This window comes from Sneathiella limimaris (assembly GCF_012932565.1).
Lineage (GTDB): Bacteria > Pseudomonadota > Alphaproteobacteria > Sneathiellales > Sneathiellaceae > Sneathiella > Sneathiella limimaris.
Genome location: NZ_JABBYJ010000002.1, coordinates 94,674 through 107,952, shown reverse-complemented (window position 1 = coordinate 107,952; position 13,279 = coordinate 94,674). Strand labels below are relative to the sequence as shown.

Below are 13,279 nucleotides of genomic sequence, written 5' to 3'. Positions count from 1 at the left end.
AACTAGTTTAAGTCGCGTAATGTGGGGGCAGTATGACGGGGAAACTTATCGGCGTTGATGTTGGGGGTACTTTTACGGATTTGATTTCTGTGGACCCTATTTCGGGTGCACTGGAGATCGCCAAGGTGCCAACAACTGTTGATAATCAGGCTTTTGGTGTGCTCTCAGCCCTTGAAAGTGCAAAGGTTGATTTGACAACTGTGGCCGCTATTAACCACGGCACGACTACAACAACCAATGCGCTGCTGGAACGAAAAATCGCCAAAGTTGGTTTGATAACGACAAAAGGTTTCCGCGACGTTCTTGAACTGGGGCGTCGAACCCGTCCAAAACCATATGGTTTGAAGGGAAGCTTTTCTCCCCTTATTCCCCGAAAACTCCGTCTGGAAGTTGCTGAAAGGATGGATGCTGATGGAAATGTTGTCATTCCTTTGGATGAGGAGGGGTTTTTGGATGCTCTTACTCAACTGAAGGATGCCGGCGTGGAAAGCCTGGTCATCCATTTCCTACATTCCTATAAAAACTCTTCGCATGAACAGCGGGCTTTGGAAATTGCCAAGCAGCATTGGCACAATAATTACATCACCGCCGGGCACCAGATCCTGTCGGAATACCGAGAGTATGAACGGGGAACGACGGCTTCTATTAATGCGGCGATCCAACCTGTTTTAGACCGGTATATTTCTCGCTTGCAAACTGAACTGACAAGCTCTGGCTTTCAGCATGATCTCTTGGTGATGCAAGGAAATGGAGGTAGCGTGGCGGCCCCCATAGTTGCTGAAAGTGCTGTAAATACAGTCATGTCTGGTCCGGCATCAGGTGTGATGGCTGCTGCTGCTACGGCGCGTGCCGCGGGAGTGGCCGGTGTTATCACCTACGATATGGGTGGAACCAGTTCAGATGTTGGAATTGTTCAGGAAGGTGTTCCTCAAGTGACCTCTGAGCTGGATCTGGAATATGGCATGCCTCTGCATGTACCAATGGTGGATGTTCATACGATTGGAGCTGGTGGTGGTTCTATTGCATGGATAAATGAAGCCGGACTATTAGAGGTCGGCCCCCAAAGTGCTGGCGCGATGCCGGGTCCAATTTGTTATGGTCGTGGGGGTGCGTTGCCGACAATTACGGATGCAAATCTTCTTCTTGGCCGTTTGGATCCAGATGCGCTTCTGTCCGTGGATGGTACCGTCTCCCGTGAAAGCCTGGAAAATATATTCAAAGAAAAAATTGGTAACCGTCTTGGGTTGACTGCCATTGAGGTGGCGGAGGCCATTATTCGGATTGCAAATGACAAAATGGCAGGCGCCATCCGAATGGTTAGCTTGTCCCGAGGGCATGACCCCAGAGATTTTGCGCTTTTTGCGTTTGGCGGCGCCGGGCCACTTCACGGTGGTGCGCTTGCAAGAGAGCTCGGTATTCCAAAGCTTTTATTACCGGTTCGCCCTGGCATTACAAACGCGCTTGGTTGTGTGGTTTCTGACCTTCGCCATGATTTTGTAAATACGATCAACAAGCCACTTGCAACGTTGGATCAAGAAGAGGTTCGGTCCGTTATTCAGGGGCAGATTGAGGCCGGTCACGAAATGATCAAGCGGGATAATATTCCAGTGAGTGAGATCAATTTGATTTTTACAGCGGATATGCAGTTTCAGGGGCAGAGCCATATGCTGCCCGTTAGTATTAGTGGACCAGAGGTGACAATTGAAGAGCTGCAAAAGCGATTTGATGAGGTTTATTGGTCCCGTTTCGGAGTGGAATTACCGGAAATCAGGGCCGTTTTGGTAAACGTTCACACGGCCATCATTGGAAAGAGAGAAGGAATTTCATTCCATTCCTTAAAATCTGATGAGGCTCGATCAAACTTGATCGACGCTCAAGTGGGGGTTCGGCCGGTTTATTTTGCGGGGGAATGGCTGGAGACGCCTATATATTCTCGTAATCTACTTCCCGAAGACTTGGAGTTTTCAGGGCCTGCAATTATCAATCAGCTGGATACAACAATCGTGATTGAACCGGGATGGCGCGTGACAGCAGATGAAATTGGAAACCTGGTGGTGGAGGTGACTAATGACGCAAATTGATCCAATTACCTTGTCCGTTATCCAAAACGGATTAATCCAGGTGTGCAATGAAATGGATCTTGCTTTTGTTCGGGCTGCTTTTAGCCCGGTCATATCAGAGGCGCTGGATCGATCAGATGGAATTTATGGTGCTGAGACAGGGGAATTGATTGCGCAGGGGGAGCTGGGATTACCCGTATTTGTTGGCACCATGCAGTTTTCAACCCAGGCCGTCATCGAGAGGGCGAAGAATGTGCGCCCTGGCGATATCTATATCGTCAATGATCCCTATCTTGGGGGTACGCATCTGATGGATGTCAAGTTCGTGAAGCCCTTTTATTACAACGGTAAACTTTGGTCATGGCTTGCCAATACGGGGCATTGGCCGGATCTCGGTGGATCCGTGCCGGGTGGGTTTTCTGCAAACGCGACAGAGGTTGAACAGGAGGGACTTCGCCTTCCCCCGGTGAAGCTGTTCAAAGAAGGGGAATTGGATCCTGAAATTCTCTCCATCATCCTTTCCAATATCCGGATTTCAGATCAACGGATCGGTGATATCAAAGCTCAGGCTGCGGCACTGAAAGTTGGAGAAGATAGGCTCACCGCGCTTCTTGATAAATACGGTGAGGAAACTGTCCGCCAATCGATCGCAGAATTGAAAGACCGTGCCGAAGAACAGATGCGTGCTAAAATTCGGCAGATCCCTGATGGTCAATATCAAGGGCAATCTTTTGTCGACTCTGATGGCGTTGTGGATGCGCCGCTCGAGATAAATCTCGATATTGAAGTGAAGGGTGAAGAGATGATCTTTGATCTCTCCCGTTCAAGTCCGCCTTGTATGGGGCCAATGAATTCGGTTCTAGCAACAACAAAATCATCTATTTATCTGGCAGTAAAACATATTTTTCCAGATATCCCCATTAATTCCGGGACGTTTGCCCCATTGATCGTTCATGATCCAGACGGAACGTTCTTATATGCAAAATATCCAAGACCAGTTTCTGGGTGTGCTGCCGAAGTTAGCCAACGAATTGCGGAAGCCGTTTTCAATGCTCTCGTGGACGTTATGCCAACAGAATTGTTTGCTGCGCCAGCCGGAACCTCTGGTAACCTAGCGGTTGGGGGGTATGATACGGAAAAAGATAAGTCCTACGTCATGTATGTCATCTCCGGCGGTGGTTATGGCGGTTATTTGGATAGCGATGGATTGACGAACGGTTGCTCAACCATCGGGATTTCCAAGACAACGCCAATCGAAGTTATGGAGCAATATTATCCGGTTTTGTTTGAAGAATATTCCTTGCACGAAGGCTCCGGCGGTGCCGGCGAATTTAGGGGTGGTTTCGGGATTAATTACACTTTGTCCTTGAAGAGGGGAGAGGCGAGAGCATCCATGGTGATGGACCACGGTCGATACGGTCCTAAGGGAGCACTCGGCGGCAAAGACGGCGGAACCAACAAAGTTCGGGTTCACGCTGGTGATGAAGATTATATTCCGCCTCATTTATCCAAAGATCAAAACATCCGGATTTCTGCAGGCGATAAAATATTTATCTCGACGCCAGGTGGCGGTGGCTACGGAAATCCCTATGCTAGAAACCCAGCCAAAGTGGCTGAGGATGTGGATCAGGGTTATTACACGCCGAAACAGGCTCTTGACCTATTCAGGGTCGCGCTGGATCCTCAAACGGGAAAAGTCGATGAGGGTGCAACCGCCGCTTTAAGAGCTGAGCCTTAAGTTGATTTACGGGGTTTTTGGAGCCAGTCGATTAGGCTTGCGATTAATCCCTTGGGCAGAAGAACGACACTGATCATAAAAAGGGTTCCAAGGATCAGTATCCAGTAATCTCCAAAGATTTCCGATAGCCAGCTTTCGGTGAGGCGCGTCAGGACAGCCCCGAGAAAGGCAGCAATCAAGACTTCTTTCCCACCTATGGCAACCCAGATTAGGACCTCAGTGGAAAGACCAAATCCGATTAACGTGGGGGAGGCAAACCCGTCTATCGTGACAAAAAGTGCCCCAGCAAGTGCAGCTATTGCAGCGCTTAGGCAAAAAACCTGTAGCCTGATGGTGAGGGGGCGAAATCCAAAATAAGGCAGTCGGTCGGGATTTGTTCTGAGGGCAATGAGTTTCAAACCAACATCAGACTGAGTTAGCCAGCTCAGCCATAATGCAATCGTAAAAACAATGCCCCATAGAATATAGAAGGTCGGTAGAGGGTCCCATATATCTATTGGATCGCCAAATAGGGCAAGATTGATAGGCGGTATATCCAGTAGTCCGTTGTAGCCTCCCAGCTCATACCAATTGCTCATCAACCGTTCCAGTACCATTGCAATGGCAAGTGTTATGATCGCGAGATAGGCCCCGTGGATGCCTCTGCCAGCAAAAAGGAAATAGCCGAGCAGTGCAGCAAATGCCGCGCCTGCCATCATGGCAAGGAGAAGCCCCAGGTAAAAACTGGTGGGTATGGGATCCAGCATCCCTTTGGTGGTAACCGCCATGACATAGGCTCCGATCCCGAAGAAAATTGCTTGTCCCAGGCATAGGATGCCTCCATATCCCCAGGTTAGCGATAGGGACATGGCAAATAGCCCGTATATTAAGTAATAGTTGAGCTGACTTGTCCAATAGTCGGAAGTAACAAGCGGCAGGAGCCCCATCGCTACGAAGACAATGAGGGTCGGAAGATTATTTCTCACGGCGTCCTCCCAAAATTCCTTCGGGTCGGAGGCGTATGATGAGGATGGCCAGTATAAAAACAGCTATTTGAGCGGCAACTGGCGAAATCCAAACTGTCAGTAAGCTATTCGTTCCGCCAACGGCAGTGCCGCCGACCAAAACCCCTGCTAGTGGACCGGCACCGCCCACCAAGATGGAGAGAAAGCCTGGAACGAGATATCCAAGACCCATTTGAGGGTCAACACTGATGGTGGGTGCGATAAGTGCGCCCGCAAGTCCTGCTAACGCTGTGCCTATAACAAAGCTCCATCGATACATGCGCCGAGTATTAATCCCAAGAGTGGCTGCGGTGTCTGGGCGGGCAATTACGGCTCTCGCCATGAGGCCGAAGTCGGTTTTCAGGAACAGCCAGAATGTTCCGCCGATAAGGAACAGTGAAATTCCCATAACAAGTAAACGGTATAGCGGATAGCTAAATTCACCCACCGTCAGGGTGGAGCTGATTGGTGTTACGACACTCTGTGCTTCCGGCCCAAAAAGCAAAACAATAGCCTGCTTTAAGGCAATTGAGAGGCCCCAAGTGGCGAGGATTGTATCTATCGGCCGCAGATAAATATGTCGAATTAGGCAGTACTCAATGACAAGACCAATGGCGCCAACGACTATAGGCGCCAGTACGATACCAAGCCAGAAAGGGAGGCTCAGGCTTTGGGCCATGACCATGACATAAGCGCCCAACATAAAGAGCTCACCATGTGCCATGTTGATGACGCCCATCATGCCAAAAATAATCATTAGCCCGAGCGCAATAAGAACGAGGATCAGGATGTAAGACGACGCATCGACGAGAGGAATAAGAATATCCATATCAGATCCCCAAATACCGATGGGTCAGTTCTGGAGTGGAAGCGAAGACTTCCGAGCTTACGGTCTTCTGAATTTCCCCATTTTCCATAAACTGTATTTCATCCGCCATGGTTCTGACCATATCCAGATTCTGCTCCACCATAACAATGGTAAGGCCAGTTTCGGTCGCAATCATTTTCAGTGTTTCTGCAATTTCATGAACAATACTTGGCTGGATCCCCTCGGATGGCTCATCCAATAACAGAATTTCGGGATCAGTGATCAGGGCGCGGGCGATTGCAAGGATCTGTTGCTGGCCACCGGAAAAAGTTCCTGCTTTTTGGCGCAATCGCTCTTTCAGGATTGGAAACCAATTATAAATTTGGTCCAGCATATCAAGATTATTAAGACTGGAACCTAAAGCGGCTAGACGTAAGTTTTCTGCTACGGTGAACTGCTCAAAAACTTCTCTACCTTGTGGGACATATCCAATTCCCAGTTTTGCAATCTGGTTGGTTTTTAATTTATGCAACTGAGTGTTTCGAAAAGAGATTGAACCGCTTGAAACTGGTAATAACCCCATAACAGTTTTGACGAATGTGGTTTTGCCCATCCCATTTCGACCCATGATCGCTGTGATCTTGCCTTTTTCGATCTGTGTAGAAAGACCTTTCAGGATTATAGCCTCTCCATAGCCTGAAATAAGATCCCGCGTTTCAAGCAACATGACCACCTCCTGTTCCGAAATAGAGTTCCTGAACTTCTGGGTCATTGCGAATAGTTTCAAAGGGGCCGGATTTCAGAACATGGCCTTTACTCATAACTGTGAGGGGGCACCCCAGTTTTTCAATGAAGGCAATATCATGCTCAATCACGATAACCGTCAGGTCCTGCTTATGTGTGAGCGTCTTTATGAGATTAGCTGTCGCAGCAGTCTCCCCAACAGTCATTCCGGCAGTTGGCTCATCCAATAGAAAAAGTTTCGGCGATTGCATCAGGACCATTCCAATTTCCAGCCACTGCTTTTCCCCGTGTGAGAGATGGCTTGCGGTGATCTCTAATTTATTGGACAGGTTTGTCAGTTCCAAGATTTCCTCTAACTTCTTGCCGGGGCTATCAGACTCGGAATGATGTGGCGCTAAACTTGGTAATCGCAAATTCTGTCTGACAGTTAAATCTGGAAAGATTGAGGGCACTTGGAATTTCCGCCCAACTCCCAAATCGGCAATTTGTTGAACGCCCAGCGGTGTCATATTCACTCCGTCAAGGATGATATGGCCGCTATCTGCAGAAAAAGTTCCACTAATCAGATTGAACAGCGTTGACTTGCCACAGCCATTGGGGCCGATGATAGCTGTCAGGCTCCCTTCTTCAATGGATAGGGAGAAATTATCAACGGCAGTTACTCCGCCGAATCTTTTCGTGAGCGATTCTATTTCAAGAAAAGACATTCTTCTTTCCCGATACTATAAGTAGACAAACAGAAAACAGTCTCTATTTGTCAGTACTCAAATAAACTTATTTGTTGGTGTGCAAAAGAGTTTGCTCAATTTTTGAACAAAATTCAAAAAAATGGCTAAAAAACAACCTTCTATACTTGCGGAATTATTCGAATGAGCCATAAACACCCCAATAGAACTCTAGATATTTTTCATATTTTATGAAATAATATTGTTTGTAAACGAATAATTTTGGGGACTGGCCATGACACTTATCTCACGAAGAAATTTGCTCCTGACAACTTCTGCGGCAGTGGCTGCCGCGGGTTTTCCAATGCCTTCCATCGCGGCTGGAAAGACGATTAAAATTGGTGCCGTGCAACCATTTTCCGGCGGGCTTGAGCTATTTGGTAAGCAGGCTCAAATGGGATTGGAGTTGGCCGCTTCTGAAATTAATGCCGCTGGTGGGATTATGGGCCATCAGGTAGAAGTTCTCTATGAAGATAACAAGACAGACCCCAAAACTTCTGTTGAGCGAGCTCGGAAAGTCATTCAGCGGGATGAGGCAATAGCTGTCTCTGGACCGATTACATCCGCTGCTCGCGATGCTATGGCTGGCACCATGAAACGAATGAAAACCCCGCTCTTATATGCCACCAACTATGAGGGCGGTATTTGTGACAGATATCTATTCTCATTCAATACAGTTCCAAACCAGGATACGGCACCTCTCATCCCTTATCTGAAAGAGGCGGGTGTTGGAGATAGCTACTATATGTTCGGTGCAGATTATGTCTGGCCACGGAATATGTTCAAGGCGGCCAATGCCATGATCAAGCAAATTGGCGGAACGTCTTTGGGCGAAGAATATACGCCGTTTGGCGTTAAGGACTTTTCATCGGTTATCCGTAAAATTGCGGACTCAGGTGCAAAAATTCTACTGTTCGCGTTGCCGGGTGCTGACGGTATCACCTTCATCAAGCAGGCTGAAGAATTTGGCTTGATGCAAAAAGTAACTGTTGCCTTCCTCGGTTTCGCAGAAACCTATCTAGGCGCGTTCGGTGTGGGTAAAGGGGAGGGCATGTATGCCGGTCTTCCAATGGTTGCCAATTCAGAAGAGCCAGGTGTTCAGGAATTTGTCTCCAAAATTCGCAAGCGTGAGGGTGATGACGCTGTAGTATCCTTCTATGTCATGACCCATTACAATTCCTTGATGGCAGTTAAGGGTGGTCTTGAAAAAGCCGGTAAGGTTGATAAAGAAGCGTTGATTGACGGCATGGCGGGTCTTACCTTTGATATACCAACGGGTAAAGCCATGATCACGGAAGCCGATCACCATGTCGCCATGAACATGTATATTGGTAAAACGGGCGGCGGAACTCTGAATGTTGAAAAGGCACTTGGAGTGATTGAGCCTGCGAAGCAGTGTGGCTAATTTATAGAAGATAACGGGAACTAGCGATGCAAACCGATCAGATTACTACAGCACTTACCGAGGCGATGCCAATTGCGATCGGCAAACTGGATCTTGAAAAAGATTGTAAGCGGGTCGGTTTGATCATTGTTGACGAAGTGAATGGCTTTGCGACGGTTGGGGCTGGAAATTTGGCCCCGCCTGTTCCTAACGAGCAGGTTTCCACAATGGTCAGCGAGACAGATCGGCTAGCCAAGCAGTTTACTGAGCAAGGTTGGCCTATTTTGGCCTTTTTGGATACCCACGTTCCGGGAAAACCTGAGCCACCCTATCCACCTCATTGTGAGGCAGGCACAGGTGAAGAAGAATTAGTGCCTGAATTGAAGTGGCTAGAAACAGACTCCAACACCACACTAGTGCGCAAAGACTGTATCAATGGATTTATTGGTGCAATTGCCAAAACAGGCGAAAACGCTGTTGTCGAATGGGTAAAAGCCCATCAACTCACTGATATTCTTGTGGTCGGAATTTGTACTGATATTTGCGTGATGGATTTTGTGCTGACCAGCCTGAGTGCCAGAAATCATGACATGATGCCGGGGCTTGAAAACATTCATGTCTATGACAAGGGATGCTCCACTTTTAATTTGCCGTTAGAGGTGGCGCGTGAGGCTGGTTTGCCGGATCAGGCAGCACATCCACAGGATGTTACCCATTATATGGGGCTATATTTTATGGCCTCTCGAGGTGCTAATCTGGTCGGAAGTGTCGCCTAAATAATGCATAAATTCGATTTATAAGTTTGATTAAGAATATCGATTTTATTTATTTATAATTCATTCCTATACTCCCCATAAATCTGCAATAGAGTTATGGCATTCTGAAGAGCTATCTTGAAGTGAATTCAAGGAGTTGCAGAATGAACTGGAGTAAAGGATCCAAAAATGTCGAAAGCTGAAATCGCTGTTAATGGACGCAGCTATGCCTGGCCGAAGCAACCGGTTGTCGTGGTCTGCATCGATGGTAGTGAGCCCGCATATATTGAACAGGCCATCAAAGACGGTGTCATGCCTTACATGGAGAAGGCTTTAGCAAACGGCGCGGATCTAAGAGCTGATTGTGTGGTGCCGAGCTTTACCAACCCCAATAACCTGTCCATCGTTACAGGTCAGCCACCCAAGGTCCATGGAATTTGTGGTAACTACTTTTACGATGTTGATGCTGATGCAGAGGTTATGATGAATGACCCTAAATTCCTTCGGGTCCCAACTATTTTTAAAGCCTTTTTTGATGAAGGCGCGAAGATTGCCGTTGTCACAGCAAAGGATAAGCTCCGGAAATTGCTCGGCCATGGGTTGGACGTGACAAGCGGGCGGGCGATCTGTTTTTCCTCGGAAAAATCTGCAGATGCGACGATGGCAGAAAATGGTATTGATGATGCGGCTAGTTGGATCGGCCGGGAAGTTCCATCAGTTTATTCTGCAGAATTGAGTGAGTTCATCTTTGCCTGTGGCGTTAAATTGATGGATGAGTTTAAGCCAGACCTCATGTATCTCTCCACCACTGACTATATTCAACATAAGCATGCCCCTGGAACGCCAGTGGCAAATGAATTCTACGCGATGCTTGATAAATACATGGCTGAGTTGGACGCACGTGGTGCCGTAATCGCATTGACTGCCGATCATGGTATGAAACCAAAATTTGGAGAAGATGGCCAACCGGATGTCATATATCTGCAGGATGTCTTGGATGAATGGTTAGGGGATGGAAAAGCGCGGGTTATCCTGCCGATCACAGATCCTTATGTCGTCCATCATGGCGCTCTCGGATCTTTTGCAACAGCCTACCTGCCAGAGGAAAATCGCTCAGAAATCATTGAGCGTTTGAAGGCGCTGGATGGCATCGAAGAAAGCCTTTCCCGTGCGGAAGGCTGTGCGAAATTCGAACTTCCGGAAGATCGAACAGGTGACGTGATTTTGGTGTCCACAACGAATAAAGTTTTGGGCACCAGCGTTAGTAAGCATGATCTCACTGCGCTGAAAGAGCCACTTCGCTCACACGGTGGAGTTTCAGAGCAGCGTGTTCCTCTGTTGTGCAACAAACCTGTTCAGGGAATAGATGATGGGCGCCGACTTCGCAATTTCGATATATTCGATATGGCTCTAAACTATGCGCAATAAGGATACTCAACTATGAAATTTGCATTTCGAAAAGAGCAGATGCGCATCGCAGGTGAAAAGGTTGATACGCCTGAACATATTGGCGTTTTTCACCCTTTTAATGGTGAAGAAATTGGTTCAATTCCTGCAGGCCAGGTTGAACATGTTCGCTCAGCCTTTCAAAAGGCAGCAGACTACAAGTCCACACTTTCCCGTCATGATCGCTACGCCATTTTACAAAAGACTGCCGATCTTTTGGTAGAACGAAAAGAGGATATTTCGGACACCATAACGGCAGAAGCTGGTCTCTGTAAAAAAGACAGCCTTTACGAGGTTGGTCGTGCCTACGATGTTTTTAGCCTTTCTGCGCGCTTATGCATGATGGATGACGGCGAGATTTTCTCTTGTGATATCACGCCGCATGGCAAGGAGCGAAAGATCTTCACCTTGCGCGAACCCCTTCAGGCTATTAGTGCAATTACACCGTTCAATCATCCTTTGAACCAGGTTGCGCATAAAGTGGCCCCCTCTATTGCCACAAATAACTGCATGGTCTTGAAGCCTACTGAGAAAACACCACTGACTGCCTTGCTTTTAGCAGATGTGCTTTATGAGGCAGGGTTGCCTCCCGAAATGTTTTCTGTAGTGACTGGCCGACCAGAGGACATTGCTGACGAAATGCTTCTCAATGAACACGCAGAGTTGGTGACTTTCACTGGTGGTGTTCCTATTGGCAAATATATTGCGGAAAAAGCAGGCTATAAACGTAAAATTTTGGAGCTCGGAGGTAATGATCCTCTTATCGTCCTCAAAGATGCGGATCTTGAAAAGGCAACAGATCTTGCGGTAGCCGGTGCCTATAAAAATTCCGGTCAACGTTGTACTGCTGTTAAACGGATCTTGGTCGATGACAGCGTTGCTGATCGGTTTGTTGAGTTGTTGGCAGAAAAGACTGCTAAGTTGAAATATGGTGATCCGTTCGATCCATCAGTTGATATGGGCACGGTCATTAATGAAGCCTCTGCCAAGCTCTTTGAGGCGCGAGTTGAAGACGCTGTTTCCAAAGGAGCGAAGCTGATCCTAGGCAACAAACGGGAAGGGGCACTTTATTCTCCGACCGTTGTAGATCACGTGCCATTTGATTGCGAACTTGTAAAAGAGGAAACTTTCGGACCAGTTGCACCAGTCATCCGTTTTAAGGATATCGATGATGCCATCCGAATTTCAAACTCAACAGCATTTGGATTGTCATCTGGTGTTTGTACAGATAGCTGGCCTCATATAAAGCGATTTATTGAGGAATTGAATGTTGGGACGGTAAATATTTGGGAAGTTCCGGGTTATCGAATTGAGATGTCTCCGTTCGGTGGTATTAAGGATTCTGGCCTTGGCTATAAAGAAGGTGTTCTCGAAGCGATGAAAAGCTTCACAAATGTAAAAACTTACTCATTGCCCTGGTAAATTGATCACTCGAAATCTTAAAAACCGCATCGCCTTGCGATGCGGTTTTTTTTATGTTCACATCTATTTGATCAGTAATTTTCCCCAAAACCAGTATGGTGAAGCGGTTTTTTGGGGTGCCCGGAACTTGGGAGAATTGAAGTTTGTCCAAGCTTGAGCTTAGAGACGTCGTAGCGGGGTTCGAGAATGGGGGAGAGTTGGGCCCTATAAATCTCTCAGTTAAAAAAGGCGCGATGCTAGCTCTGCTGGGAGCCTCAGGATCTGGTAAAACGACAACTTTGAGATTGATTGCCGGACTACATGAGCCTTTGTCTGGGGATATCCTCTTTAGTGATCATTCATTATTAACGCTCTCCTCAAAGAAGCGAAAAGTTGGAATGGTGTTCCAAAATTTTGGCCTTTTCCCGCATATGACGGTGGAGAACAACATCAATTTTGGCCTTCGCATGAAGAAGGCTGGCAACTCAGAAATATCCAAGCGGACAAAGGATATGATTGCAGCGATGAAACTGGGCGGTTTGGAAGGGCGATTTCCCCATCAATTGTCCGGTGGGCAACAGCAAAGGGTCGCACTTGCAAGAACGTTAATTCTCGATCCAGACATTCTTTTGTTGGATGAGCCACTCTCTAATCTGGATGCTAATCTTCGAAAAGAAACCGCGGCCTTTATTTCCAATCTTCAGCGCGAGTTTGGAATTACAACGGTTTTTGTAACCCATGATCAGGAAGAGGCCCTTCTCCTTGCAGATGAAGTGGCTGTTATAGATCAAGGTGCAGTTTTACAGGTTGCCTCCCCCAGAGAGATTTCAGAAAAACCGAATTGCTTATCAGTGGCAAAGTTTATGGGAGTAGAGAACCTTATACCGGTTTTGGGTAAATCGGAGTTTGGATTTGAAACACCCATTGGGGAAGTCCAATTGCAAAACGGCCAATCCAACCTCTCAAATATTCCAAAGTTTTTAATGGTCAGATCAGAGCAAATTGTCCTCTCTGACATTTCGGAAGATGCTACCCAAACACTGATGAATAGCTATGTAGGTGAGATTTCCGATGCGCGATACTTATCTGGTTTTATGACCTACAAAATTCGCGTCAACAATGAAGTTTTGACCGCAAGATCAGCAAAAGATCGAATATTTAAAACGGGTCAGAGAGTAGGGGTGATGCTCAACCCTGAGACCTTATGGCCGATAGAAGATGAGAGATGAGGCAAG

The 13,279-nt window shown here is 47.2% G+C and carries 11 protein-coding genes; 7 read left to right on the top strand and 4 right to left on the bottom strand.

Going from position 1 to position 13,279, the window contains the following annotated elements; translation table 11 throughout:
- Positions 1-32 precede the first annotated feature (32 nt).
- Positions 33-2,081: a hydantoinase/oxoprolinase family protein gene (locus tag HH301_RS14145; protein WP_169569680.1), complete on the top strand. Its 2,049-nt coding sequence runs from the start codon at positions 33-35 to the stop codon at positions 2,079-2,081.
- Positions 2,068-3,798 carry a hydantoinase B/oxoprolinase family protein gene (locus HH301_RS14140; RefSeq protein ID WP_169569679.1) on the top strand — a complete coding sequence of 577 codons (1,731 nt, stop codon included), beginning with the start codon at positions 2,068-2,070 and terminating at the stop codon, positions 3,796-3,798. Before HH301_RS14145 ends, HH301_RS14140 begins: the two co-directional genes overlap by 14 nt.
- Here HH301_RS14140 and HH301_RS14135 read toward each other — a convergent pair.
- Genes HH301_RS14135 through HH301_RS14120 form a run of 4 tightly spaced genes read right to left on the bottom strand, consistent with a single transcriptional unit; the run spans position 3,795 to position 7,040 of the window.
- Complete coding sequence (locus HH301_RS14135; RefSeq protein WP_169569678.1) at positions 3,795-4,763, bottom strand: ABC transporter permease subunit; 969 nt, start codon at positions 4,761-4,763, stop codon at positions 3,795-3,797. The two genes, HH301_RS14140 and HH301_RS14135, sit on opposite strands and share 4 nt — an antisense overlap.
- The gene (locus tag HH301_RS14130; RefSeq protein WP_169569677.1) at positions 4,753-5,610 is read right to left on the bottom strand and encodes a branched-chain amino acid ABC transporter permease; all 858 of its coding nucleotides are present in this window, start codon (positions 5,608-5,610) and stop codon (positions 4,753-4,755) included. The genes HH301_RS14135 and HH301_RS14130 overlap by 11 nt, the downstream gene beginning before the upstream one ends.
- Before the next feature lies 1 nt (position 5,611).
- The gene (locus tag HH301_RS14125) at positions 5,612-6,316 is read right to left on the bottom strand and encodes an ABC transporter ATP-binding protein (RefSeq protein WP_169569676.1); all 705 of its coding nucleotides are present in this window, start codon (positions 6,314-6,316) and stop codon (positions 5,612-5,614) included.
- A complete protein-coding gene (locus tag HH301_RS14120; protein ID WP_169569675.1) occupies positions 6,306-7,040 on the bottom strand; it encodes an ATP-binding cassette domain-containing protein in 735 nt (244 codons plus the stop codon). The genes HH301_RS14125 and HH301_RS14120 overlap by 11 nt, the downstream gene beginning before the upstream one ends.
- 253 nt (positions 7,041-7,293) lie before the next feature.
- Between HH301_RS14120 and HH301_RS14115 the strand changes: the two genes are divergently transcribed.
- The 5 genes from HH301_RS14115 to HH301_RS14095 all read left to right on the top strand — a co-directional run bounded on the left by HH301_RS14115 (position 7,294) and on the right by HH301_RS14095 (position 13,273).
- Positions 7,294-8,463 carry a substrate-binding protein gene (locus HH301_RS14115; protein ID WP_169569674.1) on the top strand — a complete coding sequence of 390 codons (1,170 nt, stop codon included), beginning with the start codon at positions 7,294-7,296 and terminating at the stop codon, positions 8,461-8,463.
- A gap of 26 nt (positions 8,464-8,489) precedes the next feature.
- Complete coding sequence (locus HH301_RS14110; protein ID WP_169569673.1) at positions 8,490-9,218, top strand: isochorismatase family protein; 729 nt, start codon at positions 8,490-8,492, stop codon at positions 9,216-9,218.
- A gap of 168 nt (positions 9,219-9,386) precedes the next feature.
- Complete coding sequence (phnA, locus tag HH301_RS14105) at positions 9,387-10,625, top strand: phosphonoacetate hydrolase (protein WP_169569672.1); 1,239 nt, start codon at positions 9,387-9,389, stop codon at positions 10,623-10,625.
- A gap of 12 nt (positions 10,626-10,637) precedes the next feature.
- On the top strand, positions 10,638-12,065 hold the full coding sequence (gene phnY / locus HH301_RS14100; RefSeq protein ID WP_169569671.1) for a phosphonoacetaldehyde dehydrogenase: 1,428 nt from the start codon (positions 10,638-10,640) through the stop codon (positions 12,063-12,065).
- Between the two features lie 143 nt (positions 12,066-12,208).
- Complete coding sequence (locus HH301_RS14095; protein WP_169569670.1) at positions 12,209-13,273, top strand: ABC transporter ATP-binding protein; 1,065 nt, start codon at positions 12,209-12,211, stop codon at positions 13,271-13,273.
- Positions 13,274-13,279 lie beyond the last annotated feature (6 nt).

Excerpts from the sequence above, each read along its gene's own strand:
- HH301_RS14125 (WP_169569676.1), bottom strand. The coding sequence starts at position 6,316 with ATGTTGCTTGAAACGCGGGATCTTATTTCAGGCTATGGAGAGGCTATA.
- HH301_RS14145 (WP_169569680.1), top strand. The coding sequence starts at position 33 with ATGACGGGGAAACTTATCGGCGTTGATGTTGGGGGTACTTTTACGGAT.
- HH301_RS14110 (WP_169569673.1), top strand. The coding sequence starts at position 8,490 with ATGCAAACCGATCAGATTACTACAGCACTTACCGAGGCGATGCCAATT.
- HH301_RS14140 (WP_169569679.1), top strand. The coding sequence starts at position 2,068 with ATGACGCAAATTGATCCAATTACCTTGTCCGTTATCCAAAACGGATTA.
- HH301_RS14115 (WP_169569674.1), top strand. The coding sequence starts at position 7,294 with ATGACACTTATCTCACGAAGAAATTTGCTCCTGACAACTTCTGCGGCA.
- phnA (WP_169569672.1), top strand. The coding sequence starts at position 9,387 with ATGTCGAAAGCTGAAATCGCTGTTAATGGACGCAGCTATGCCTGGCCG.
- HH301_RS14130 (WP_169569677.1), bottom strand. The coding sequence starts at position 5,610 with ATGGATATTCTTATTCCTCTCGTCGATGCGTCGTCTTACATCCTGATC.
- phnY (WP_169569671.1), top strand. The coding sequence starts at position 10,638 with ATGAAATTTGCATTTCGAAAAGAGCAGATGCGCATCGCAGGTGAAAAG.
- HH301_RS14120 (WP_169569675.1), bottom strand. The coding sequence starts at position 7,040 with ATGTCTTTTCTTGAAATAGAATCGCTCACGAAAAGATTCGGCGGAGTA.